This window comes from Streptococcus mitis, from assembly GCF_002096845.1.
Taxonomy (GTDB): Bacteria; Bacillota; Bacilli; order Lactobacillales; family Streptococcaceae; genus Streptococcus; species Streptococcus mitis_A.
On sequence record NZ_NCVK01000012.1, the window covers coordinates 107,572 to 133,389 of the forward strand.

A 25,818-nucleotide genomic window follows, 5' to 3' on the forward strand; every position below is an offset into this window, starting at 1 on the left:
AGCTCTTATTCAGCTGATTTTTTCTTCTTGTTAGCTTTCTCACGCTCTGCCTTGTTAAGGATTTGTTTACGCAAACGGATAGACTCAGGCGTTACTTCCATGTACTCATCGTCGTTCAAGAATTCAAGAGATTCTTCAAGTGTCAAGATACGAGGTGTCTTGATAACAGCTGTTTGGTCCTTAGTAGCTGAACGAACGTTGGTCATTTGTTTTGCCTTAGTGATGTTAACTGTCAAGTCGTTCTCACGAGAGTTTTCACCGATAATCATTCCTTCGTAAACCTCAGTACCTGGGTTGACAAAGATTGTTCCACGTTCTTCGATAGACATGATTGAGTAAGTTGTAGCCTTACCAGCATCGATAGAAACAAGGGCACCACGGTGACGACCACCAATTTCCCCTGGAATCAATGGCAAGTATTGGTCGAAGGTATGGTTCATGATACCGTAACCACGAGTCATTGACAAGAACTCAGTTGAGTATCCAATCAAACCACGCGCTGGAACAAGGAAGACCAAACGAGTTTGACCATTACCAGTTGAAATCATATCCAACATTTCACCCTTACGTTCAGAAAGGCTTTGGATAACAGACCCTTGGTATTCTTCTGGAGTGTCGATTTGAACACGTTCAAATGGCTCACATTTAACACCGTCGATTTCTTTTACAATAACTTCTGGACGAGATACTTGAAGTTCATAGCCCTCACGACGCATTGTTTCGATAAGGATTGACAAGTGCAATTCCCCACGACCTGAAACAGTCCACTTATCTGGTGAATCAGTTGGGTCAACACGAAGGGAAACGTCTGTTTGCAATTCGGCCTGCAAGCGTTCTTCCACCTTACGAGAAGTCACCCATTTACCTTCTTTACCAGCAAATGGTGAGTTGTTAACCAAGAAAGTCATTTGAAGAGTTGGCTCATCGATGTGTAGGATTGGAAGAGCTTCAATTGCGTCTGTCGGAGTAATGGTTTCACCGACAAAGATATCTTCCATACCTGAAACGGCAATCAAGTCACCCGCTTTAGCTTCTTGAATTTCACGACGTTCCAAACCAAAGAAACCGAAGAGTTTAGTAACACGGAAGTTCTTCGTTGTACCATCTAGTTTAGAAAGGGTAACTTGGTCCCCAACCTTAACAGTACCACGGAAGACACGACCGATACCGATACGACCAACGAAGTCGTTGTAGTCCAAAAGTGATACTTGGAATTGCAAAGGTTCATCTGAGTTATCTACTGGAGCTGGGATATGGTCGATAATTGTGTCAAAGATTGGTGCCATCGTAGCTTCTTGGTCAGCTGGATCATCTGACAATGAAGAAGTCCCGTTGATCGCTGAAGCATACACCACTGGGAAGTCAAGCTGATCGTCATCTGCACCAAGCTCGATGAAAAGTTCCAAGACTTCGTCCACTACTTCAGCTGGACGAGCTGATGGTTTATCGATTTTGTTAACAACCACGATTGGAACCAGGTCTTGTTCCAAGGCTTTTTTCAATACGAAACGAGTCTGTGGCATTGTTCCTTCGTAGGCATCTACGACCAAGACAACACCGTCAACCATTTTCATGATGCGCTCAACTTCTCCACCGAAGTCCGCGTGTCCTGGTGTATCCATGATGTTGATACGAGTTCCGTTGTAGGCAACAGCTGTATTTTTAGCAAGGATGGTAATTCCACGCTCTTTTTCGATATCGTTTGAGTCCATAGCACGCTCAGCCAATTCAGTACGTGCATCAAGAGTCTCTGATTGTTTCAATAATTCGTCAACAAGGGTTGTTTTACCGTGGTCAACGTGGGCGATAATCGCAATGTTACGGATATCTTCTCTAAGTTTTGTCATGATTTCCTCTATAATATTCAAAATTTATTTTCTAACTGAACGATTATACCATAATTTCAAGTAAATAACATAATTCAAGCAAGTGTAAATGTTTTCACGAAGCTTTTCTTTTCCTATCAAGACTTTTCAAAGCAAGCGACTTATGATAAGATAAGCACAGTATGCGTTTAGATAATTTATTAGCCCAAGAAAAAATCAGCCGAAAGGCCATGAAACAAGCCTTACTCAAAGGGGACATTCTCGTCGATGGTTGCCCAGCCCGCTCCCTAGCTCAAAATATCGATACAGGACTACAGGAGCTCCTCTTTCGGGGCCAAATCATTCAAGGCTATGAGCACACCTATCTTATGCTTCATAAGCCTAATGGTGTCGTTACAGCCAACAAAGACAAGAAACTTCCAACTGTCATGGACCTGCTGTCACCTGACATCCAGTCTGACAAGCTCTATGCCGTCGGCCGACTGGACCGAGATACGACAGGGCTCCTCCTCTTGACCGATAACGGTCCCTTAGGCTTTCAGCTCCTCCATCCCCAATATCATGTCGATAAAACTTATCGAGTTGAGGTCAATGGACTTCTAACACCTGACCATATCCAAGCCTTTCAAAAAGGAATTATCTTTTTAGATGGCACTGTCTGTAAACCTGCAAGGCTAAAAATTCTATCTGCAAGTCCTTCCCTTAGTCAAGCCTCCATCACCATTTCAGAAGGAAAATTTCATCAGGTCAAGAAAATGTTCCTCTCAGTTGGTGTCAAGGTGACCTCCCTCAAACGCACCCATTTCGGGCCTTGGAGCTTGGATGAGAATCTTCAAGCAGGAGACTATCGTCCCCTAAACTCAGAAGAATTGGCAAGCATTCATGAATTTCTCAGAAAAAGTGGTTAAAAAATGAGCTCGGAAATATCCAAGCTCATTTTCTTATTTCTCAACTTTGACTTTCCCTTTCCAAGAATCCAAACCATAAGAAAGGATATAAATCTCAGTAAAACCTTGTTTTTTCAAGTAAAGGGCCGCATTTGTGACACGTTGCGCACGTTGGTTTTCGTAGAGAAGGACAGGTTTGTCTTTACGCAGGGCTGCAAGACTAGTCTTCAACTGACTTGAAGGAATATTGCGGGCACCAAGGATATGTTTTCTGTGGAATTCTGCTGGATCACGCAAATCAATCAATTGACCTGTACGAATCAAGGCTTCAAACTCCTCATTGTCTACGATTTTAGCCGCACGGCGAATACGAAGATAGTTAAAGCCCATCCATGCCAACATTGCTAGTATAAGTGCCCACAAAATCCAAGTAACCATTAGTTCTTTTCTCCATTTTTCTCAATATAATCCAATTCTACCTTGTGCTCTCTGCGAAGAACCGCTTCTGCTTCTAGATAGTCTAATTTGTCCATCAACCCTGCATCGTAAATTCGAGAGAGCTCCAACTTCATCAGTTCAATATCATATAAGCGTTTTCCCATGTAAACAATAATACCAAATCGTTTGAGGAATTGCTGCACATCATAGAATGTTTTCATAAGACTCATTCTAGCAAAATTTTGTCTTTTTTTCAAGAAGAGACTCACACAAGAAGTAGCACAGAAATTAAAAAAGCTGCATCTTCTGCAACTTTTTAATCTGGTGGGAAATATCCCAACTGCTCAGCGATGTGAATCGCCTCCTGCCTGTTAGCCACTCCTAATTTTGAAAAGATATTGGCCAAGTGATTAGAAACTGTACGTTTACTCACATAGACCTTGTCACAGACATCATCAATGGTCAAGCCATTTCTAACCAGTTCTAGTATCTCGATTTCTCGTGGTGTTAGCACCTCTACCATCACTTCATCTGAAAAGACCTTACCACCTAGATAAATCTTTTCCAGTTTTTTCACCAACTCATCTGGGTCCATACTTTTATCTAGAAAGCCATAAGCTCCCATAGCTTTAGCTCGGTGTTCATACATTTTTTTACTGTAACCTGTCAAAATCACAACCTTACTAGTACAACCATTGTCGATAATCTCTTGTGCCAAGATCAGCCCATCATCTTGATACAGACTCGTCAGGTTGATATCAATCAAAATAATGTCGTAGTCATTAAAAGCAATCTCCGAAATAGTCGAAAAATTATCTACTAACTGGACCTTTTTAATGTTTTCCGATAACTCTAAAATCATCTTGATACTTTGGCTAAATAATTTATGATCATCAATTAACAAAATTTTCATAACACAACTCCTTATCAATCGGGAGAGTAATTTCTACACGAAATCTCTTATTATTTTCAAAAATCTGCATTTGACCACCTAAAACACTAATTTTATTAGACATATTTTTCAAGCCATAACCTAAGGATTTTTCTGTTTGAATGCAGTTATTTTCAGAAATGATAAAAATAGTGTCATCATGCACATCAATCTTCAAAGAAATCCTTCCACCACTAGCGTACTTAACGGCATTGGTCGCCAATTCCTCAACCAGACGATAGGCAATTTTATCGTAAGGAGATAAAAGCCTAAAGTGGACAGGAAACTGTGTGACGACTTCATTTTCTGCGTGATAGCGCTTGACAATCCGATTAATCAGCTCTTGATACTGGATGTCTAACTGCTCGTCTGTTTCTACCATTTGCTGATAATAATCCATCCGCTCACGAATCCGTTGAACCAACTCCTCTGTCACCAGATTGATCTGTTCACCAAAAGCTTGATTGCTACTATATTTATTGAAATTTTTTATTGCCATCACATTTTGCAGGATTTCATTGTGAAGAAATTCCGAGAACTGTTGTTCTGTATCTTCATTTGCCAGCAGACTTTTCACCATACGGTTACGCTTTAAAAAGAGAACTTTTACATAATACCTAGCATCTAGCATTTCAGCAGAACGAAAGAGGCGAATCAATTCTTCCGAACAAATCCCGAACAATAGTAACATGATATTCAATACCAAAAAGCTCGTGTTTAAGTCTAGACGAAAGATGATGAAAATGCCTACTAACAAAAACATAACCAGTAAAAACAAGCGTGAAAAAGCTTTTATATAGGACAACTTCAACTCTACTACCTTTTTCTGAAGAGAGTTAATAATTGTTTTGAGATGCAAAAAAGCAAGTATTCCAATAATCTCAAGATACCAGACTAGGTTCATCACTCCTGAGCCCCTCGTATTGATATACAAAAAGAAATAAGAAAGAGGCAATATTAAAGCTAATATCCACAAATTTCGTCTCTGATACTTGAGTTTACTTTTCAACTCTTTATGATATAAAATCAGTAAAATCAAGGGAACAAGGTTTAAAAAGAAAGACGCAAACAAGGACAGAAATAGAAAAATTGAAGGACTTAACAGATACGAACTAATGGTGATTAGTGTCAACACAAAGGACACACTCAACAGTTCTTCTCCTATTTTCTCTCCCAGAAAGATAATAGACAGAGAACTATACACCAATAAAAAAGAGTTGAGCGGATGAAGAATATCAAAAAAGTGCAACAGGGTGCTCACAACTCCTTGATTAAATATGGATTGCCAGCTAATGAGAAACATCATCAGGAGCAACCAAAGTTTCAACTCACTATACCGAAAAGTCACAATATTACAAATATAGCTAAATACAATTAAAGCAATAAGCAGCAATAAAACCATCTGCAAGGAAAAATCTGTCGAAAAGTCCAGAGGAGTCCTATAATAAATATAAATCATTAAAGCTAGATGATTAAAAATCGTCAACCACCACAATAAAAGTGAGTTTTTCGAGAGCGATTTGACAAACTGTTTCATATGTATCCACTTCCTGAACTACTTTAATATCATTATAACACAATACCAGAATTGTCGGATAGGCAACTCTGGTATTTGACTTAATTTTCAATAATTTGCCAACTTACTCTGTAAGTCACTAGCAGGTAAAGGACAAAGAGTAAAACCGCTACTCCCAGATAGGTGATATCAATAGAAATGCTGGTATTAGCGAAATTCTCAAAATAGCCCAAAAGAGCGGTACTCAAGGCAAATGCTAGCGGACCTGCGATGACCAGCGGAACCAAGAAATAACTTAGAATCTGTTGCAAAAGAATAGTACGATTTTGCTTCCTCTTATTCCCAAGAAGGTATAAGATTTGATAATCATTTACACTATCCAAAGCACTTGTTGAAGTTTGAAGGGACAAGATACTGAGGGAAATAATGATAAAAATAACACTGACAAAAATCATGACAAAGACAATGACGCCCATAAATCCAAGGTAAATCTCAAAAATACTTCCTTTCGTTTGATAGGTGAACGAATTCAACTCTGCTCCATCACGAGTGAAGTAGTATTTTTCAATCCACTGACTCAAGAATGTTTCTACTTCCCGTTTGTCAATGTTTTCCTTGAAATTGGCAACATAGGTCGTGTGGTCTTCAGTCAATCCAACTACTACCTTATCTGGTACAATCAAGGTTCCTGCGTCATTTAGACCTACTGAAGATAAAAAGTAAACTGTTTCAAGTTGCTTTGAAGAGGCAAGGTTGAGAGAATGACCGTTAATCATGAGGGTTTTGGTCGTTGATAGAAATTCCTGAATCTGCTTGGCAGTTCCTTTATAATTGGCATTGACTAGAAATTGGTCTTCTGACAAGTCAACCTCTCTTTCACCTTGCAGTTTGCGGAGATGATTGTAGGCAGAAATTCCTAAAATCGGTACTTTTGATTCAGGAAGTTTCTTATCATGCTCCCAGAGATTGCTGGTATCAATCAAATCTTTATAGATTACATCACTAGAATAGCTAGGATAGCTGTACTCCTCTTTGATGACATTAAAGTCAAAGCCATCGGCTTTCAATCTGTCTTTGACAGATTCCTGAGAAAATTGAAACTCTTTACCACGGTAGAGATTGACAGTTACATCATAAGGTGAGTATTTGTTCAGCTCTCGGTTCATAGTCGTATAGGCACTACCACTAAAAATTAGTAAGCTGAGAGCCAGTGTCAAGGTCAAGGATAAGACAGCCAACGTGACCGAATTACTATCAGCTTGTTTTGAAAATTGACGAATTTTAAAAGTGTTTAGTTTATTATAGTAGGTTTGAGGCAGTTTTCTAAGAGAGACCAAGATAAAATGGCTCAAGGTATTGTAAAACAAAATCACAAAAATCACGAAGACAGATACCAGCAAGATACCCCAACTTTTCAAGAGTGATAGATGGTGATAGTCTGAAAAATAGAGAGCACCAAAACCGATAACAGCTGTCGAAAGAATAAAGAGAAGTGCTTGAAGAACTGGCTTGCCTTTTGCCAAGACAGATTTCTTGACCCCATTTTCTTGAATGAGTGCAATGATATTTTGCTTTCTAAAGGTAAGAATGTCCATGACACCAACAATAAAACTGGTTACCAAATAGGAATAAACTAGTAAGATGACAGACTTGCTATCAAAGAAAAGCAGACTACCAAAGTAATTGGCCATAAAAAACTCTGATGCAATCTTAGCTAGAATGACCAGTAAGATCACTCCAAGCAAGAAACCTAGAATCAAGGAAAAGATATTGACCAGCATGGTTTCAAAGAACAGGGTACGGATAATCTGCTTCTTCTTCATTCCCAGCGTTGCATAAAGTCCCAGCTCTTTCTTGCGCCGTCCCAGGACAAAGTTTGTGGAATAAACGACGAGAAAGGCAATCGCCGATAGAATCAGATAGGAAAGCAAGCCCATGTACTGACTCATCACCGTCGTCAACATTTCCTTTGCTCCTGATAAACTTTGCATCACTGGATGGCTTGGTAAAGCATTAAAAGCATAGAGCAAGCTATAAATCAAGGTCAGACTGAAAAAATAGATGGTATAGGTCTGTAAATTTCGAAATACATTTCGTAAAATCAATTTTGGATACATACTCTCCCCCTCCTATCTGGTACGGCTGTAAATCTCTTGCAAATACTGTTCATTAGATAAGCTGTTACGTTCCAAATCATCCAGAATCTTTCCATCGCTAAGTAGCACCATCCGTGAAGAGTACTTGGCTGCGGCAGGGTCATGCGTAACCAGTAAAATGGTAATACCAAAACTTTTATTGATTTCCTGCAAAAGCGCCATCAGTTTTTCAGAATTGGCAGAGTCCAAGGCTCCTGTCGGCTCATCTGCAATAATCAGTTTAGAATCATCAATCAAGGCTCTAGCAGTTGCCACGCGTTGTCGCTGACCACCTGATAACTGATTAGGAAACTTATCTTTTAAGTTTTGGATGGCCAACTTATTCAGAATTTCCTCAATCTTATCCTGATGTTTTTTGATATTTTTCCCCTGAATTTGAAGAGGTAGAACGATATTTTCATAGACCGTCAAGGTTTCCACCAAGTTGTAAGCTTGGAAAATATAGGAAATATTTTTAGCACGATAGTCAGCTAGTTCATTTTCCTTGGCATGGATGATGTCAAAATCTTCAAATCGAATCTCACCTGATGTTGGTTTATCAATCGTTGAAATACAGTTGAGAAGTGTTGTTTTTCCACTACCACTAGCCCCCATAATTGCCAGAAATTCACCTTTTTCAACGGACAAGTTCACATCTGATAAAGCATGAACGATATTATCCCCTTGACCAAATGTTTTCGTTAATCCTGTCACAATAAGCTGTTTCATCATTTCATTCCTCCGTTTCTTTATTACTCTCTCATTATACGGTTTCTTTCAAGGTTTTCCATGAGTATTTTGTGCAATATATTCAAGTTAAAAAAAACCGATGCCTTTTTCAGGTATCGGTCGATGTTGATTATTTGCGATCGTTTCTTTTTTTCATAAAGTAAACAATACCTATGACAACAACTCCTAAGACCAGTACAGGTGCATAGAATTCTAGTGTTCCAATAATTCCTTCCATTTTATCCTCCTGTCAAAAAATAGAGAGTTTTATCCACAGCGCACGTTTGGCGAAATACATTCATAAGAATATGTAAATCACCAACCACAGCGCCCCTGTGCTGTTAATCTAACAGCCGTACCCTACTCAGCAGCAGATTTTCCATCCAATTCTTGGCTATTAATTTCCACAATCCAAAGAATCAATCTCAAAGTTGCCTTGTTCTATTTGTATTTCTCCCCGTAAATATAACACCAAATCAAAATGTTGTCAATATTTTGTAATAAAACACTAGAATTTTCCTTTTGTTTTATCTAACAACGAACATTATTTCTCGTACACTCATAGGAATAGGTGAAATACAATCCACAGAGACCTGCTACTGTCATTTTAAAAGCTGTATACCACTAGCTTCTGATTTCCCAGAAAGTTCTTGGTTTTCAACCTCAAAACTTAGAGAATCAATTTCTAAACGATTTGTATTTTTAGCCATAAGGTTGCCTCCTTCCTTCTTTTGGATGATCATCTTTACAATAACTAGTATAAACTCTAGTATTGGCTAAGTAATGAGTAAATCGTGCAAGTTTCTTATTTTCGAGAAAAATTTTTAATCTTATTTACTAAATGATTTAGAAGTTTCTTCTTAACTACTTTACAGAGACTCACATACTCCCCCTGATTTTCCTATCTTCTTTGGCGATTCTGACGCAAGTGTGGTACAATAAAAACATGAGAATTCAACAATTACACTATATTATCAAAATCGTCGAAACTGGCTCCATGAATGAGGCAGCTAAGCAACTCTTTATCACTCAGCCGAGTCTTTCCAATGCTGTGAGAGATTTGGAAAATGAAATGGGCATTGAAATCTTTATTCGTAATCCTAAGGGAATCACCTTGACCCGTGATGGGATGGAGTTTCTCTCTTATGCCCGTCAGGTTGTCGAGCAGACCCAGCTTCTGGAGGAACGTTATAAAAATCCTGTCGCTCACCGCGAACTCTTTAGCGTTTCGTCTCAACACTATGCCTTTGTAGTCAACGCTTTCGTCTCTCTGCTCAAGAAAAGCGATATGGAAAAATACGAGCTCTTCCTTCGTGAAACTCGAACTTGGGAAATTATCGACGACGTCAAGAACTTCCGTAGTGAGGTCGGTGTCCTATTTTTGAACAGCTACAACCGTGATGTTTTAACCAAGATGCTGGATGACAATCACCTGCTGGCTCACCATCTCTTCACAGCGCAACCGCATATCTTTGTCAGCAAGACCAACCCTCTGGCAAAAAAAGACAAGGTCAAACTATCTGATTTGGAAAACTTCCCTTATCTCAGCTATGACCAAGGGACGCACAACTCCTTCTACTTTTCAGAAGAGATTCTTTCCCAAGAACACCACAAAAAATCCATCGTGGTTAGTGACCGTGCCACCCTCTTTAATCTTTTGATTGGTTTGGATGGTTATACCATTGCGACAGGGATTTTGAACAGTAATCTCAATGGAGACAATATCGTTTCTATCCCACTGGACATTGATGACCCCATTGAGCTGGTCTATATCCAGCATGAGAAAACCAGCCTATCTAAGATGGGCGAACGCTTTATCGACTATCTACTAGAAGAAGTCCAGTTTGATAGTTGAGAAATGATAAGAACCAATATGTAGGCTAGCAACAACCTGCACATTGGTTCTTTTTACTTATAATTAAAGGTTTCTCCAGCCAACTTATCTGCTAGCTTGGGAAAGAGGGTGTAAAACTTATGGGCTAGGTGCAGCAAGATTGGGAGATTGAGCTCGCGTTTGTTTTTTCCTATAATCTTGATAATCTTTTGCGCGACAGCATCTGGTTCTAGCAGGAAGCGTTCAACCGACTTAAGATAGATGCCATCTGGATCGGCCTGGTCAAAAAATCCTGTTCGGATTGGTCCTGGATTAACCGTCGTTACATAAACACCGTAGGACATGAGTTCTAGGCGCAAAGCATTTGAAAAACCAATAGCCGCAAACTTGGTCGCTGAGTAGAGACTAGACTTGCCAGTAGCAATCAAACCAGCCATGCTAACAATATTGATGATATGGCCTTTTCGACTTTCCTTCATTCGAGCCGCAAGGCGACGAGACAGATTCATTAGGGCAAAGGTATTGACCTCAAACATCTGATGAATATCTTGGTCGGAAATCTGGTCAAATTCCTCAAAAATCCCGTAACCAGCGTTGTTTATCAAAACATCAATCTTGCCATAGCGGAGATAGAGGTCAGTTACCAGAGTTTCTAAGGCTGAATCATCGGTAATATCGATTTCCATCAATTCTGCATGGGAATGATTTCCGTAGAGCTGGGCTAATTTTTCCTTATTTCTACCAAGTAAGATGAGCTGGTCATTTGGCAGGAGTTTGACCATCTCTTGGGCTAGGCCACCGCTAGCTCCGGTAATGAGAATAGTAGACATACTTATCCTTTCTGTGACTGCTAGATTTCCACTTCCTCCAAGTCTTTGACCACATGGACGTTTTCAAAAATCGTTGCCGCATCTTTCTTGAGCTTGCTGATATCTTTTGAGAGAAAACGAGCACTGATGTGGTTGAGCAAGAGGCGTTTGGCACCTGCTTCTACCGCTACCTCCGCTGCCTGCATGTTGGTTGAGTGGCCATGGTTACGAGCAATTTTTTCATCACCCTTGCCATAAGTCGATTCATGGACAAGGACATCGGCATTAACAGCTAGACGCACACTGGCATCCGTTTTTCGAGTGTCTCCTAAAATAGTGATAATCTTACCTGGACGTGGAGCTGAGATATAGTCTGCTGCCTTGATTTCAGTTCCGTCTTCCAAAACAACATCCTGACCGTTTTTGATTTTCCCAAAAAGTGGGCCAAATGGGACACCTGCCTCCTTGAGTTTTTCAGCATCCAGCGTTCCTTCAAGGTCCTTTTGCATGACACGATAACCAACACAGAAAATAGTGTGATCCAACTCCTCTGCATACACAGTGAATTTATCGGTTTCAAGGATTTTACCTAGAGAATCTTGGTCAAACTCATGAAAATGAATACGGTAAGGCAGGCGCGAACCTGACACACGAAGGCTGGTTAAGACAAAGGACTTAATCCCTTGCGGTCCATAGATTTCCAAATCTGTCTGCTCTTCATTGGCCTGAAAGGCACGGCTAGAAAGGAATCCTGGCAAGCCAAAAATGTGGTCTCCGTGCAAGTGAGTGATAAAGATTTTGCTGACCTTACGTGGTCGAATTGTGGTTTCAAGAATGCGATTTTGCGTACCTTCTCCACAGTCAAAGAGCCAAACTTCGTTAATCTCGTCCAAGAGTTTCAGGGCAAGACTTGAAACGTTGCGGGCTTTAGAGGGCTGACCAGCCCCCGTTCCTAAAAATTGAATATCCATTCGATACTTTCTAATTAATCAATATATAACATGGCTGTGCGGTTTTCCGATCGGAAATAGCGCTTGCCAGAAAAAGCAGAAGCTTCTTGCAGTAAATCCTCTTGGCTGTAGCCTTTGAGACGCTTGCGACCATCTGCTAAGATTTCTAAATCTGTCAAAGCTGTGATATTTTCCACGCTAACAACTTCCTCGTCCCCGACAGCCTTCATATAAATCTTGCCAGACTCCTCAAAGACTAGCTGATGGGGAAAAATTTGCGCAATCTCAAAGAGCAAGTCTTCTGAAATAACCTCTTCATTTTCAGAGAAAATCCGACCGATCTCCTCACTCTCATAACAAAAACCAAATGATTTACCAGACAGATTAAGCCGAATAAAAGGCTTATTTTCTAGGGTGAAACTTGGCTCATCATTGTAAAGATTCAGTTCCTGACTGAGTTCCGCAAAATAATCCGTCGCAGCCTCAGGATTTTTTTTCTGGTAGAGTTCTGCAAAGTAAGCATTGACCACGCTAGGCGGAGGAGTGATTAGTGCCAACTGCTCCTGCTCTGTCTTGCCAGCTAGAAGTTGATCCAGATAGACCTTATCCAGACTTGTATAACCCCCATATTTTAGAGCCAACATTTTAATATCAGTCATAAAATTCCTCTAACCTCCATTTGTTTTTCTCAGAAATGTAGCCTCTAATCACTTCTCCATCATCTTGGTAGTCACGATCTTCAAGAATCGCAACACTTTCTAAATCATGAATCTTGTAGGACTTAGAAAAAGGCACGCGCAGGGTAAAGGATTCAAAAATCTCCTTGATTTTCTCTAAAAATAGTGCCTGCAAATTCTCACGACTATCCTCAGCCTTGGCAGAAATGAGGGCATAGGGCGTTTGGGTAGGCGTGAAATCCTCCACCAAATCCGCTTTATTATAAAGGGTCAAGCGAGGAATATCTTCCATGTCCAGGTCTTTCATGATGGACAGGACTGTTTTTTCATGCTCCTCATGGTAAGGATTGCTGGCATCGATAACATGAACCAGAAGATCCACATGCTTGCTTTCTTCCAAGGTCGACTTGAAACTGGATACCAACTCTGTCGGCAAATCTTGGATAAAGCCCACGGTATCTGTCAAAGTTACTTGGAGATTCCCCCCTAGATGGATACTCTTAGTCGTCGCATCCAGAGTCGCAAAGAGCTCGTCAGCCTCATACTGGGTCTTACTGGTCAAGGTGTTCATGATAGTTGACTTCCCTGCATTGGTGTAACCAATCAGACCAATCTTAAAGGTGCTAGACTCCAGACGTTTTTCTCTGACAGTCGCCCGATTTTTCTCAACCACCTTGAGCTGACGCTCGATATCCGTGATTTGATTGCGAACGCTACGACGGTTCAGCTCCAGCTGGCTTTCACCAGGTCCACGGGAACCAATTCCCCCTGCCTGACGGCTGAGCATGATCCCCTGACCAACCAAGCGGGGCAAGAGGTACTTGAGTTGTGCTAGGTGGACTTGGAGCTTCCCTTCATGGCTTCGAGCCCGCATAGCAAAGATATCCAAAATCAACTGCATACGGTCAATGACCTTAACACCGAGAACTTCTTCTAAATTGACATTTTGCCTTGGCGTCAGACGGTTGTTGACGATGACAGTGGTGATTTCTTCTGCATCCACCATAAGCGCAATCTCTTCCAACTTACCAGAGCCGACGAAGGTCTTGGAATCATACTTTTCACGTTTTTGTCTGTAGCTATCTACAACGACTGCACCAGCTGTCTTGGCTAGACTGGCTAATTCTTCCATGGAGAGGTCAAAATTGTCCATACCCTGCAATTCCACACCGATGAGCAGGACTCGTTCCTCTTTTTTCTCCGTATCAATCATCTAAAAACTCCTCTATCTGGCTTAAAATGCGGTCTTTCACACCAGACTCTCCAATCTGATAAACGGTGACCTGCATGCGATTACGGAACCAGGTCAACTGACGCTTGGCAAAACGACGAGTCGCCTGCTTGAGACTCTCACTAGCTTCTTCCAAGGTCTGCTCTCCACAGAAATAAGGAAAGAGTTCTTTGTAGCCAATGCCTTTAGCAGCCTGCACATCAGGGTAATGATCAAAAAGCCACTTGGCCTCATCCAAAAGCCCAGCTTCAAACATCAAGTCCACGCGGTGATTAATGCGCTCATAAAGTTGACTACGTTCATCATCCAAGCAGATAATCAATGGTTCATACAAGGTCTCTTGATTTTCTAAATCCTGACCAAAATGGGCGATTTCCAAGGCACGCATCGCACGACGACGATTAAACTGGGGAATTTCAAGACCTGCTTGCTCTACCAGATGGGCTAACTCCTCATCTGTATAGGGCTCCAAGCTAGCTCGATAAGCCAAAATCTCCTCATGGGGAGTCTCCCCACCCAGGTGATAACCTTCTAGCAAGCTCTGGATATACAGTCCAGTCCCACCAGCGATAATGGCTAGCTTGCCACGACTGTGAATATCCTCAATAGCCAGCTTGGCCTCTGAAACAAAATCAAAAGCCGAGTAAGACTCGGTTATCTCTCTAACATCGATTAAATGATGAGAAACAGTTGCTTGCTCCTCTGGGCTAGCCTTGGCCGTCCCAATATCAAGTCCTCGATAGACTTGCTGGCTATCTCCACTAACCACTTCGCCATTAAAACGCTTGGCCACTTCAATGGCTAGAGCCGTCTTTCCAACTGCAGTCGGTCCAACAATCACAATTATTTTAGTTTTCATCTTTTTTCCTTGAAAAATTCCCATTTTTTCGTTACTATTATTATAACACAAAAAGGTCAGTCAGAAAAATGTGACCTCTTGAGGAGGCTGGCTGATTGAGAATATAAAGGAGGAAGACTCATGGCTAAAGGATTCGCTAAAGGTCTTGTAACAGGTGTCGCAGGAACTGTCGCTGCAGTTGCAGGTGCAGTATACGCATTTAAAAAGAAAGTGATCGAACCAGAAGAACAAAAAGCAGCTTTCATCGAAGAAAACCGTAAAAAAGCAGCTCGTCGCCGCGTATCACGTTAAGAAACAAAAGAAGTTGGGATTTATTGTCTCAACTTCTTTTTCTATTCTTTTAAATAGCTAGGTCAAACTTCAACTGCGGCTTGACTGGATCATAATCCACCAACTCAAAATCTTCTGCTTTGATATCAAAGAAATTGGTCCCATCTGGAACATTCAAGACCAAACGTGGTTGACAGTTTGACGGCTCCCGACGAAGCAATTCCTCTGCTTGTTCAAATTGATTGTCATAGATATGGAGGTTGTTGATAAAGTAGAAGAACTTCCCAACCTTCCAGCCAAAATGCTTGGCAATCATCATTTGAAGAGCCACGTACTGCATAGCGTTGATATGGTGGGCAACTAACATGTCGTTCGAACGCTGGGTCAAGGTCGCATCTAGATAGATTTCTCCATCTACACGGCGGACATCAAACATAGTCTGAAAGGCGCACGGGAGCAACCCATCTGTTTCTTCGAAAGCTTGGTAATCCCAGAGCGAAATGATATTGCGACGGTTCCAAGGGTTGGCTTCCAACTGCTTGAGAATCTTATTGATGATATCGTGTTTCTTAACAACGGCACCATAGCGCTCACCAATGGTTCCTGTATCTCCAACTTCCCAGTCATTCCAATAGTGAACATTATACTTGTCATTGAGAACTTCTAGGCTATTAGACTGGTCTTGGTATATCCAGAGCACTTCCTTGATGGCGGATTTGATGGCAATAGGACGCAAGGTTGTGATGGGGAATTCCCCCTTTGCCAAGTCATACTCTGCAAAGGCACCCGTTACGTACTTAGAGTTGGCAACTGTCCCATCCTTATACTTAGGACGTGCTTGCTCTGAAAAGACACCGTCTTTGAGGATTCGTTCAATATTCTCTTTAAAAATTGTATCTGCTTTTGTCATTCTCTCTCACCTCATTTATTTCCTAACTAGTATAGCATAAAAAAGAAAGGAGGAAAATCACTCGCTTATGGAAAGCTATTTTCTCCTTTTTTATCTTACTGCAATACAAGTGATGCTGCTCCGATAACTCCAGCGTCGTTTCCTAGAGTTGCAAGAGCTAATTTAGTGGATGTGCGTACTTGTGGAAAGCTATTTTCGTCATAGACTTTTTGAACACCTTGTAGAAGGAATTCTCCCGCAGCTGATACACCACCACCGATAACGATTGTTGATGGGTTGAGGATTGAACCGATGTTAGCACAAGCGATTCCCAAGTAACGTGAGAAGTTACGGTAAACAATCAAAGCAAGGTCGTCTCCTTCTTTTGCAAGATCAAAGACAGTCTTAGCGGTTACTTCTTCTCCATTATCAATCAAGCGTTTCAAGGCTGCATCGCCTTCGTACTCATCGGCATAGCGACGAGTCAAGTTGACAATACCTGTTGCTGAAGCAACTGTCTCAAGACAGCCTTTTTTACCACAGGTACATGCGATTGGTTGGTCAAAGTCAACAGTGATGTGGCCAAGCTCACCTGCTGCACCAGCAACACCATGAAGCAATTTGCCTTCTGCGACGATACCGCCACCAACACCTGTACCGAGTGTCATAAAGACAACATCTGGTTGGTTATCTCCAGCACCCATCCAACGTTCACCAAGAGCTGCTACGTTAGCATCATTATCGATGAAAAATGGAATACCCAAGGCTTTTTCAATCTTCTCTTTGATTGGTTGAAGGGTTTTCCAGTTGAGGTTGTAGGCACCGATAACAGTTCCTTTTTCACGGTCAACCACACCTGGTGATCCCATTCCAATACCTTGGAAGTCCGCTGCTACCAATCCAAGCAAGTCCAAACGGTGTTGAATAGACTCAATCATATCATCTACGATATGACTTCCCTCATCCAAAATATTAGTCTTAATAGACCATTTTTCTTGGATTTCTCCTGCTGTTGTTAAGATTGCAAATTTGATAGAAGTTCCACCAAGGTCAATCCCAATAATCTTTTGACTCATCATATTCTCCTTTTTCATTATGAATTAATTGAAAATGCTTACAGATATAGTATAACAAAATTTAGTTAATCATGCAAAGGTTTGCATTAACTTTCTAGATTTTATCCTTACTTATGGTTTCCATAGACCTGAAGCATCTACGTAGTAGCGGCCTCCATCAACTCGCTCATTTTTAGCCATTTTTCCATCTGATTTTAAATAGTAGTTTCCTTGCCATGCATTGCGAGCATAAGAACCATCTGATTTCAAGTAATACCAGGCTTGGTAAGAAGAATCATAAACCCACTCACCTTGTGCCATTTTACCGTTTGATTTAAGGTAATAAGCCCCTTGCCATGCATTTTTTGCATAAGATCCATCTGATTTCAAGTAATACCAAGCTTGATAAGAATCATCATAAATCCATTCGCTCTGAGCCATTTTTCCGTCTGCTTTCAGGTAATAGCTTCCCTGCCAAGCATTTTTCACTGGATTTCTATTTTCATCAAAGTAATACCAAGCACCGTCCTGCTTAACCCAGCCACTTGTTGTTGCTGAACTTGTATTGGTTTGAGCCACAGTTGATTGCTTTGCTTTGAAGGCACCTTTTGGGGCATTTTTCAATTCACAAGCCACACCATCATGATCACGGTCTAACTTGGCAGAATAACCGGGTTCTCCCTCATGAATATCTGAATAGCCATTAGCCCAAGCTTCCTTACAGCTAGAAAAATGGATGTTTTCTTCCGCTAAAACTAGTTGTGAAAACAAGGCTAAAACTGACAACGTCGCCAAACTCATTTTAAAAAATAGACGTTTGTTCATCTTTTTCTCCCATAATTATGATATCGATTTCATGTTTATTTTATCAGATTTATTTCTTCAATTCAAGGAAAAATCAATCCTAGTTCTTATAACTTTTCATTACGATTCTTATTTTTGAATAAATAACTCATACAAGCCTCTCACTGCATTACAGCCATAAATAGCTTCTGCTTGGGTTAAATCTGCCAAGGTCAAGACTTTCTCTTCTACCTGTCCTGTTTCCAGCAAATGCTGACGATAAATTCCTGGCAAGATTCCCAGTCGGATAGGCGGTGTGTAGAGTTTCCCATCGATTTTCAGAACCAAATTTCCGATAGAGGTTTCAAGTAGCTCTCCAGACTTATTATGGTAAACCTTCTCTTGTTCCCCTAGGCTCAAATGCGGTCGGTGAGTCGTTTTGAAGTAGGTAAAGGCTTGTTGCAAATTGGCTTCCTGAAGGCAAAGTTGAGCTTGACAGAAACTTGGACTAAGAGGGGTTAAGGTTTGACGATCTACTTCTATCTCTCCAGACTTGTCGAGAGAAATACGCAAGCGATAATCTTGATTAGCATCACAAGCCTGACACTCTTCCTCTATCTTTTGTTTCAAGTTTTCTGAATCAAATGGAAAGGCAAAATACCGACTAGCTTTTCTCAGCCTTTCCAAATGTTGTTCTTCAAACAACAAGTTCTTCTGACTGATTTTCCCTGTAGTAATCAGCTGAAAACGATCTTGTTTACGATAGAGAACAGCTGCCTTTTGATGAACCTCGCGGTATTCAGATTCCCATGTGCTATCCCATGTAATGCCTCCGCCTACTCCATAGATGGCTTTCCCTTGATGCAGTTGAATGGTCCGAATGGCGACATTAAAAATCCGTCTTCCATTTGGAAGCAAGAGACCAATGGTTCCACAGTAGACTCCTCTGGGTTGTGGTTCCAAGTTCTTGATAATCTCCATAGTCGCAATTTTCGGAGCTCCCGTTATGGATCCGCAAGGAAAGAGGGAGCGGAAAATTTCAACAAGGTCCACATCCTCTCGCAACTGACTCTTGATAGTCGAAGTCATCTGCCAAACAGTTGAATACTGTTCCACTTGGCAGAGACGCTCCACATGCTCACTCCCCACCTCAGAAATACGATTCATATCATTGCGCAAGAGATCCACAATCATCATATTTTCAGAGCGATTTTTAGGATCCTGCTCCAGCCAGCTAGCCTGTTCAAGATCTTCTTGGTCAGTTACCCCACGCTGAGTCGTTCCCTTCATTGGTCGCGTCGTCAATTCACGGTCATTTTGCTCAAAAAAGAGTTCTGGACTCATGGAAATCACTGCCATCTCGTCATGTTCCACATAGGCATTATAGCCCGCCTCCTGCTCTACCACCATGCGATTGTAAATGGCAAACGGATTAGCACTTAAATCTTGCTTGAGTTGGACGGTGTAGTTGACCTGATAGGTGTCTCCTTGCCGCAAATAATGATGTATCTGTGCAATAGCCTTTTCATAGTCTACTGCAGACGTTACTTCCTGCCAATTTGAAGGCAAATCAACCTCATCATAAGTCAGAGGAATAGGGGAAGTTTCTACGCTATCATGAACAGTAAAGTAAAGTAGGTACTCTCCCAGTAGAGGAGCCTTATGAACTGCTAATTTCTCCTCAAAAGCAGGTGCAGCCTCGTAGCTGACATAGCCCACCACATAATAGCCCTGCTCTTGGTAGCTTTCCACTTGTGACAGCAAGACTGTTACTTCCGCTAAATCTCTTGTTTTTAACTCTTTAATGGGCTGGGTAAAGGTGTATCTCTCCCCAAAAGCCCTAAAATCAATCACTGTTTTTCTATGCATATCTTAAGTATAGCACAAATTAAGAAAACCCTCATCCGCAAAGCAGATGAGAGATTTCAATTATTTAAAGATTGAAGTTTTAAAGCTATTTGTTTGTTGAAGAAGTTTCTTGAAGATTTTTTCTTTAAGTGATACGGTATTATCAAATTTAACTGAGCCATTTTTAAGAGTAGCTTTATCTTTATCAACAGCTGCAGCAAATGCATTCTTCAAGTCATCGTAACTACTGTATGTAGTACCGTCGATTGTAACAGGGTTAAATCCTGCTTTAGCTTTATCAACAACTTCTTTGAAATATTCTTTCTTCCAATCTTCTAGAGTATTAAATTTACCATCAGAAACTTTCTTAATGATGAAGTCATCACCTAGAGTAGCATGACCTGCTTGTTTAGACTCATTTTTCAGCATGTTAGAAGCGTAGTTTAAGAAGCCTTTTTCATATCCAAAGTAACCCCACATACGGAAGGTGTTATGTTTGAATGACATTGCTCCTGGTGCTCCTTCACTTGTGTTACCACCATAGATACCAGCAGTGATAGGCACCGTTACATAGGCAGAGCCAAATCCAGTTGGGTCATAAGTACCATTACCAGGACCGTGTTTGGTCATGAAGTTCTTATCTACTAGGTCGTTAACAGAAGTTAAGTTATATTCTTTTTCTTCTGCATTTAAATCTCTAACGTTGTCGTATTGGTTCTTCGTATTAGCTCCACGAAGTTGCTTATCTACTTTCTTGAACCAAGCACTATTTAAGGCTTTATCGTGTTTATCAATTACAGCTTCTCCTTCAAGATAATCAAGAAGCATAAGCGTATCATTGAAACCTTTCATGTAGTGATCAATTTCTTCACGAGATGCAAGGTCATTTGGATTTGTGTTATACCATTGGTTTCCATCATTTGGACGTTCGTAAGCCATGTTCAATCCTAGTGCTTTAAAGTCACCATTTGGACTTGTTTCAGCAGGTGATTGTAGCATACCTTGTGCAAATGCTTCTAGGTCAGTTCCTTCACGGTGTCTTGAACCACCTAAGTAAACCATACGGTCATTTACGTGAGTCGTTTCGTGAGTGAAGGCTGAGATACCAAAGTCACTAATCATATCAGTAACCATGAAGAAGACTGAATCATCCTTATAAGGGTTACCGTAAATACGAGCTACAGCTCCCATACGCCAGTCAGTTGCATGATAACGACCTGTTGGTCCGTATAATTCACGGATAGGTGCTACGTCTTTACCACTATTCGTATGTCCGTATTTATCTGTGCTGATTCCTTTATAGTTTTGGTTATCTAACACAGGAGTTGGAACCATGTTATTGCTCTTAAGCAGTTGATTACGAACTTTATCTAATGATAGACGAGACCAGAAGTCTAGGTAATTTTGTTGACCTTTAGCGACTTTATTGATTTCAGCTTTGAATGCTTCGCGTTCTTCTGCAGTATTCTTACCGTATTTTTCAAAGGAACTGTAAGCCATAGTGTTATATGTTGAGATTAAGAACATATGAGCATCTTTCAAGTTAAGAAGTGGTAGAATCATCTTGCCATGCATGTCGTTGTTTAACCCCTCGTAGGCTCTGTGTTTCTTATCAGCAAATTCAGGAGTTGTTGTTTTAGGTTCAACGATATATACATTATCTTTAGTAGCTTTTATGAACCAATCGTTTAAGTCTGTATCACTTGTGAATAGACGCATATTATAGTCTAAGAAACTGTTTAACTCGCCTATACCGATAACTCCACCGATCGTTTCGCGATAAGCTTCTAAAGTTCTATCACCTTTAATGTTACTTTCTTTAGAACCAACCTTAATCAAGAAGTCTAACACACCAACATTCTTACCGTAGAAGTCCGGTTTGAATAGCATTAATTCTTTAATGTTAAAGTCATCGAATTTAACACCGTAGTAACGATTTAGGTAAGATAATCCGAGAAGAACTGCAGCTTTATTGTCATCAATTTTCTTAATCAAGGCACGTTTTGCAGCTTCATCAGTGTTAAGCTGGTGATCTTCATTTTCTACTAACTTCGTAACGAATTGAGTAAGATTATCTTTAACATACTTGAAGCTTTCTTCTAGGTACAAGTCCTTAATTGCATTGACTTTGTTGCCACCAGTTCTACCCAAGTGTTGATAAATCGGGTCAGATTGCAATTCAACTGAACTTAATTTGCTTTCGATAGCACTGATTAAGTCAGCACGATCTTTAACAACCATGTTTGGTGTGTACACAACTTCACCAAGCTCAGCGACACTGTATTCTTTAACTTGTTTCACTTTAGATTCTTTCGGTGAAATTGTAAAGATATCTTTTGTCTTATCTGCGTAGTGAACCATAATATGGTCAGCATCTGTAAGGTCTGTGACAAAGTCATTGCCTTTCATTGCAGTTACAGACAATACTTCTTTGGTCATTAATGGACTATCAGCAGCTAATTTATTTCCTTGATTTACAATCCATTCTTTGTTGTAGAACGGTTGAAGTTTTTCAACATTACGATAAGCAAGTTCACGAGATGCATTGTAATCTTGAGTATCTTTGTAAGTGTCAGATTTTGGTTTAACATTATTTAATGTATCTGAAACAAGAGGCTTGATAACATAATCATTAGCTGTAATTCCTAATGTTGCAATTTTCTGGTCAGCTTCATCTTGAGACACTTCTTTAATTCGGTTAGAAACAGAGAATTTAAATGAACGTTTACCTGTACTTACATCTTTCACGATAAAGTTACGTTCTAATGCGTTATTTGAGAAGTATCCACCATCTTCGTCAATATCTTTAGATCCATAGAACACTTCACCATTTTCAACTTTCATCATAGACACAGAGTCTGCAACTTTACCCCATGCCCAGTTCTTACTAAGGAAACCACCTACTTCAACAGGTGTATTTACCTTAATAGTTCCTTTCGTAACAGCATTACGAACAGAACCATATTTACCAATTCCGTTAGGATCAGAACCGTTATCTGATCTAGCGACAAATCCACCGATACGAGCTTTATTAGCAACTATATCAGCTTCTACATATCCTTTATCAACATTACCTTTCCAGATTTCACCAACCATACCAGCGAAATCCCATCCTCTATCACCTACACCAGTAAGTTTACCGATATAAGCAACATTAGTAAGCTGTCCGCCGTTATCTAATTTGTTAACAAGTCCGGCAATTCCATCTCTACCAGTTATGCTACCAGTTACTTTAATATTCTCAACAGTAGCATTCTTAACAGTTCTAGCAAGAGCAGAAATGTTATCAATCCAAGGCATATTAATATCGACATTAGCTAAATTAACATCTTTAACCGAACCACCTTCAATACCACCAAATAATTGACGTGTCATATTGTGGATTGAATAACGTTGTCCCTCAACACTTGATAACTTACCTTTAAATGTACCAGGAACATACTCTTTATTTGGAGTTGGTACATTAGCTGCATTTAGATCTGCACCAAGTTTGAACTCACCGCTAGGGTTAGCTTTCATATCTTTTACAAGCTCATTGAAGTTGTAGTAAACATTACCTTCTTTTGCTTTTTGTTTTTCAAAGTAATGAACATACTCTTCGCTAAGTGTGTTGTCAGCATTCCGTTGAACTAAGTCTGGTGCTTTGGCAATAACTTTATATAAAGTTTTTCCATCTTTTTCTACTTCTTCAATCTTGTCAACAGCAAGTCGTGTAACCTTGTTGTCGTGAGTTGTAACTCGTAGATAAAGCGGAGCAACATCAGCTGGTTTTTCTGTAAGCAAACTATTATCTGTTTCATTACCGTCAGCGTCCACACTCATCAAGCTTGTTTCTTTGATGTTTTTGATTTCAACTTTTTTGAGGTCAATTCTTAGAGGTTCTTCATTCAGAACTACTTCCTCATCGCCTTCACCACGGTCATAAACCATCTTAGTTTCAATCTTATAATCTTTGTAGTATTGTAAATCTGTCAGGCTAGCTGTTAAGTTGTCAGGTGAAACATTCAATGTTTTCACAATCTCATCACCTTTTTTCAGAGTTAAGGTGATAGATTTAATGGCCGCCTTGCTTGGATTTTCTAGACTGTATTTAACATCTGAAGTACGTTTCAAATCCTTAGGTTCAACTGCAGTGATGGTCAATACTGGTTTTTCAAAGGTCTTGGTACCACGTTTCAAAATTCGGTCTTGAGGGGCCTCAAGGATTTCTTCTGTAACTTTTGGAGCGTCTTCTGTTTTAACTCCCTTAATGGTATTAAAGGTCTTGGTGATTTTTTTCTGACCTTCTTTACCTTCTTGAGCTACAACTTCTAAGCCTTTTTTCAGTTGGTCATCTTCTTTAATAACTTCCTTAAATGGAATCTTTTCAAGACTTTCTTCTACAAGGGTTCCTTCAATTGGTTTTGTACCACGACTTATCTGTTGGTTCACAGGCTCCTTGGTCACTTCCGTATTAGTTGAAAGAACTTGGTCAGTTTTGACACCTTCTACCGTTTTATAAGTTGTTTTGGTAACTTGACTACCTTTTTCACCATTTCTTACGACAGTTTCTTCGTCTGTATACTTAGTTGGATCCTCAGTCGTTTCAGTTTTGTAGTCAATTTCTGTAGTTGATTCTTCAACAAGGGTTCCCTCAGTCACCTTATACTCAGGTAATTGATCTTGAACAAGTGCTTGACCTGCTTTGCCTTCCTCTTGTGTACCTTTTACTTCTACTTGAGCTTCTGGTAATGCAGGTTGTGTTAAAGCTTGACCTTCCTTACCAGATTCTTGAGTTCCTTTAACTGCGACTGTAGCTTCTGGTAATGCAGGTTGTGTTAAAGCTTGTCCTTGCTGCTCTCCTTCTTTCACTTCTTGAACACCTTTTGCTTCATGATATTCTGGATTTTCTGGTTGCGTTAAGGATTGACCTCCCTTACCTACCTCTTGAGTTCCTTTAGACTCTACTTTAGCCTCTGGTAGTTCCGGTTGTGTTAAAGCTTGACCTTCCTTACCTACTTCTTGAGTTCCTTTTGCTTCTACTTGAGCCTCTGGCAATTCCGGTTGTGTTAAGGATTGGCCTGATTTACCTTCTTCTTGGGTTCCTTTTGCTACTTGGTGAGTTGGTTCAACTTGTGGTACTGGAGTTGGGGCAGGTTGCACCTCTTTCTTAGTTCCGACTGCAATGACTTGCGACACAGGATTTTGAACCACTTGGTCTTCAATGACTTCTCTAACTTCTTGACCATTGACCATCGAAACTTTGGTTACAATTCGACGCTGACCCTTTACTCCGGCTGTGACGATACGAGTCTCTCCTTCTGCTAGATTCGTATCTGGGCTTGTGACCGTTTCAAAAGGAATCTCAACCAAGCTCTCTTCCTGTCTAACCTGAGGCTTCTCAAAAACGGGTTTTTCTTCAACAGCAGGGGCAACTGTATTCTCTACTACAGGTTTCTCGACGATAGTTTCAGGAGTGACAGCAGGTCTTTCTTGAGCTACTTCTGTTTTCTCGATTTCTTTTGAACTTTGCTTTTCTACTGGCAACTGAGGCTTCTCAGCTGAAGCTGGTCTAGATGGATGGAGTTCTGCTTCCTTAAAGTATCCGATGTACTCATAACCATCAATGTGGATAATCCCTTCAGCCAAGCCTTCATGTGTAGAGGCTGAAATAGTTTGGTTATAAGAAAGCAATTCTTTATTTTCAAACGCAAACGTCCCATAAGGTACAAAGGTGCTGGCTCCGAAAGAACCAATCAAGAGAACACCTAGGACTTCTCTACGACCTTTTTTAGACACCAAAAAGACTGCTAGAGAAGCCGTTGCCAAGCCAAGACCTGCCAAAGCAAGCTCCTTACTTCCTGTGTAAGGAAGTTGTTGACTGTTAGTTGCCTTCTTGCGATAAACTACATAAAGAATATCATCATCTTGAAATTCTGTTGGAACCTCATGGTGAATCAGAGCTTTTTCAGACTCGGTCAATTCCTGCTCCGCCAAATAACGGTAATGAACACTATGAGCACCACCGACTTCATTGGCTTGCACCTTATCTACTGAAAAGACACCAGCACCAAAAAGGAAGGCCCCGATAGCTACAGGACCTACCCCAACAGTTAGCTTACGAATCGAATATTTGGTAATTTTTTCTAGTTGTTGTTTTGTTTTTTTCATT

At 40.4% G+C, this 25,818-nt stretch carries 21 protein-coding genes; 3 read left to right on the plus strand and 18 right to left on the minus strand.

Features of this window, described 5'->3' with window-relative positions; genetic code table 11:
- Positions 1 to 5: 5 nt before the first annotated feature.
- A complete protein-coding gene (gene typA / locus B7695_RS04335) occupies positions 6 to 1,847 on the minus strand; it encodes a translational GTPase TypA (protein WP_000164108.1) in 1,842 nt (613 codons plus the stop codon).
- 161 nt (positions 1,848 to 2,008) lie between these two features.
- On the opposite strand from typA, the gene B7695_RS04340 reads away from it, so the two are divergent.
- On the plus strand, positions 2,009 to 2,734 hold the full coding sequence (locus B7695_RS04340) for a 16S rRNA pseudouridine(516) synthase (protein ID WP_084889928.1): 726 nt from the start codon (positions 2,009 to 2,011) through the stop codon (positions 2,732 to 2,734).
- Between the two features lie 33 nt (positions 2,735 to 2,767).
- On the opposite strand, the gene B7695_RS04345 is transcribed toward B7695_RS04340, so the two are convergent.
- The 7 genes from B7695_RS04345 to B7695_RS10775 all read right to left on the minus strand — a co-directional run bounded on the left by B7695_RS04345 (position 2,768) and on the right by B7695_RS10775 (position 8,700).
- Positions 2,768 to 3,151 (minus strand): rhodanese-like domain-containing protein, encoded by a 384-nt coding sequence (locus B7695_RS04345; protein WP_084889930.1) that lies wholly within the window; start codon positions 3,149 to 3,151, stop codon positions 2,768 to 2,770.
- On the minus strand, positions 3,151 to 3,420 hold the full coding sequence (locus B7695_RS04350) for a YqgQ family protein (RefSeq protein WP_000051782.1): 270 nt from the start codon (positions 3,418 to 3,420) through the stop codon (positions 3,151 to 3,153). The genes B7695_RS04345 and B7695_RS04350 overlap by 1 nt, the downstream gene beginning before the upstream one ends.
- A gap of 47 nt (positions 3,421 to 3,467) precedes the next feature.
- Positions 3,468 to 4,064, minus strand: coding sequence for a response regulator transcription factor (locus B7695_RS04355; protein ID WP_084889933.1), 597 nt, complete (start codon positions 4,062 to 4,064; stop codon positions 3,468 to 3,470).
- A complete protein-coding gene (locus B7695_RS04360; RefSeq protein WP_084889935.1) occupies positions 4,045 to 5,619 on the minus strand; it encodes an ATP-binding protein in 1,575 nt (524 codons plus the stop codon). Before B7695_RS04360 ends, B7695_RS04355 begins: the two co-directional genes overlap by 20 nt.
- Before the next feature lie 80 nt (positions 5,620 to 5,699).
- Complete coding sequence (locus B7695_RS04365) at positions 5,700 to 7,715, minus strand: FtsX-like permease family protein (RefSeq protein ID WP_084889937.1); 2,016 nt, start codon at positions 7,713 to 7,715, stop codon at positions 5,700 to 5,702.
- Positions 7,716 to 7,727: 12 nt separating this feature from the next.
- On the minus strand, positions 7,728 to 8,462 hold the full coding sequence (locus B7695_RS04370; protein ID WP_084889973.1) for an ABC transporter ATP-binding protein: 735 nt from the start codon (positions 8,460 to 8,462) through the stop codon (positions 7,728 to 7,730).
- A 130-nt stretch (positions 8,463 to 8,592) separates the two neighbouring features.
- Positions 8,593 to 8,700: a QVPTGV class sortase B protein-sorting domain-containing protein gene (locus B7695_RS10775; RefSeq protein ID WP_004256158.1), complete on the minus strand. Its 108-nt coding sequence runs from the start codon at positions 8,698 to 8,700 to the stop codon at positions 8,593 to 8,595.
- A gap of 708 nt (positions 8,701 to 9,408) precedes the next feature.
- On the opposite strand from B7695_RS10775, the gene B7695_RS04380 reads away from it, so the two are divergent.
- On the plus strand, positions 9,409 to 10,317 hold the full coding sequence (locus B7695_RS04380; protein ID WP_001222592.1) for a LysR family transcriptional regulator: 909 nt from the start codon (positions 9,409 to 9,411) through the stop codon (positions 10,315 to 10,317).
- 53 nt (positions 10,318 to 10,370) lie between these two features.
- Here B7695_RS04380 and B7695_RS04385 read toward each other — a convergent pair whose 3' ends face one another.
- The 5 genes from B7695_RS04385 to miaA are packed head-to-tail and all read right to left on the minus strand — an operon-like array spanning position 10,371 to position 14,822.
- On the minus strand, positions 10,371 to 11,126 hold the full coding sequence (locus B7695_RS04385) for an SDR family NAD(P)-dependent oxidoreductase (RefSeq protein WP_084889939.1): 756 nt from the start codon (positions 11,124 to 11,126) through the stop codon (positions 10,371 to 10,373).
- 20 nt (positions 11,127 to 11,146) lie between these two features.
- Positions 11,147 to 12,076, minus strand: a complete 930-nt coding sequence (gene rnz, locus B7695_RS04390; RefSeq protein WP_084889941.1) for a ribonuclease Z — start codon at positions 12,074 to 12,076, stop codon at positions 11,147 to 11,149.
- A 14-nt stretch (positions 12,077 to 12,090) separates the two neighbouring features.
- Complete coding sequence (locus B7695_RS04395; protein ID WP_084889943.1) at positions 12,091 to 12,714, minus strand: cystathionine beta-lyase; 624 nt, start codon at positions 12,712 to 12,714, stop codon at positions 12,091 to 12,093.
- On the minus strand, positions 12,707 to 13,945 hold the full coding sequence (gene hflX / locus B7695_RS04400; RefSeq protein ID WP_084889945.1) for a GTPase HflX: 1,239 nt from the start codon (positions 13,943 to 13,945) through the stop codon (positions 12,707 to 12,709). The genes B7695_RS04395 and hflX overlap by 8 nt, the downstream gene beginning before the upstream one ends.
- Positions 13,938 to 14,822 carry a tRNA (adenosine(37)-N6)-dimethylallyltransferase MiaA gene (gene miaA / locus B7695_RS04405; RefSeq protein WP_084889947.1) on the minus strand — a complete coding sequence of 295 codons (885 nt, stop codon included), beginning with the start codon at positions 14,820 to 14,822 and terminating at the stop codon, positions 13,938 to 13,940. Before miaA ends, hflX begins: the two co-directional genes overlap by 8 nt.
- A gap of 120 nt (positions 14,823 to 14,942) precedes the next feature.
- On the opposite strand from miaA, the gene B7695_RS04410 reads away from it, so the two are divergent.
- Positions 14,943 to 15,113 (plus strand): DUF3042 family protein, encoded by a 171-nt coding sequence (locus tag B7695_RS04410; protein WP_001051780.1) that lies wholly within the window; start codon positions 14,943 to 14,945, stop codon positions 15,111 to 15,113.
- Between the two features lie 49 nt (positions 15,114 to 15,162).
- On the opposite strand, the gene B7695_RS04415 is transcribed toward B7695_RS04410, so the two are convergent.
- The 5 genes from B7695_RS04415 to B7695_RS04435 form a co-directional block, all read right to left on the minus strand.
- Positions 15,163 to 16,002, minus strand: coding sequence for a thymidylate synthase (locus tag B7695_RS04415; RefSeq protein WP_084852384.1), 840 nt, complete (start codon positions 16,000 to 16,002; stop codon positions 15,163 to 15,165).
- Positions 16,003 to 16,097: 95 nt separating this feature from the next.
- Positions 16,098 to 17,057 (minus strand): ROK family glucokinase, encoded by a 960-nt coding sequence (locus B7695_RS04420; protein WP_000078563.1) that lies wholly within the window; start codon positions 17,055 to 17,057, stop codon positions 16,098 to 16,100.
- 111 nt (positions 17,058 to 17,168) lie between these two features.
- Positions 17,169 to 17,861 carry an N-acetylmuramoyl-L-alanine amidase family protein gene (locus tag B7695_RS11630; protein WP_084889949.1) on the minus strand — a complete coding sequence of 231 codons (693 nt, stop codon included), beginning with the start codon at positions 17,859 to 17,861 and terminating at the stop codon, positions 17,169 to 17,171.
- A 108-nt stretch (positions 17,862 to 17,969) separates the two neighbouring features.
- The gene (gene pabB / locus B7695_RS04430; RefSeq protein WP_084889951.1) at positions 17,970 to 19,688 is read right to left on the minus strand and encodes an aminodeoxychorismate synthase component I; all 1,719 of its coding nucleotides are present in this window, start codon (positions 19,686 to 19,688) and stop codon (positions 17,970 to 17,972) included.
- A 60-nt stretch (positions 19,689 to 19,748) separates the two neighbouring features.
- Positions 19,749 to 25,817, minus strand: a complete 6,069-nt coding sequence (locus B7695_RS04435; protein WP_084889952.1) for a ZmpA/ZmpB/ZmpC family metallo-endopeptidase — start codon at positions 25,815 to 25,817, stop codon at positions 19,749 to 19,751.
- Position 25,818 lies beyond the last annotated feature (1 nt).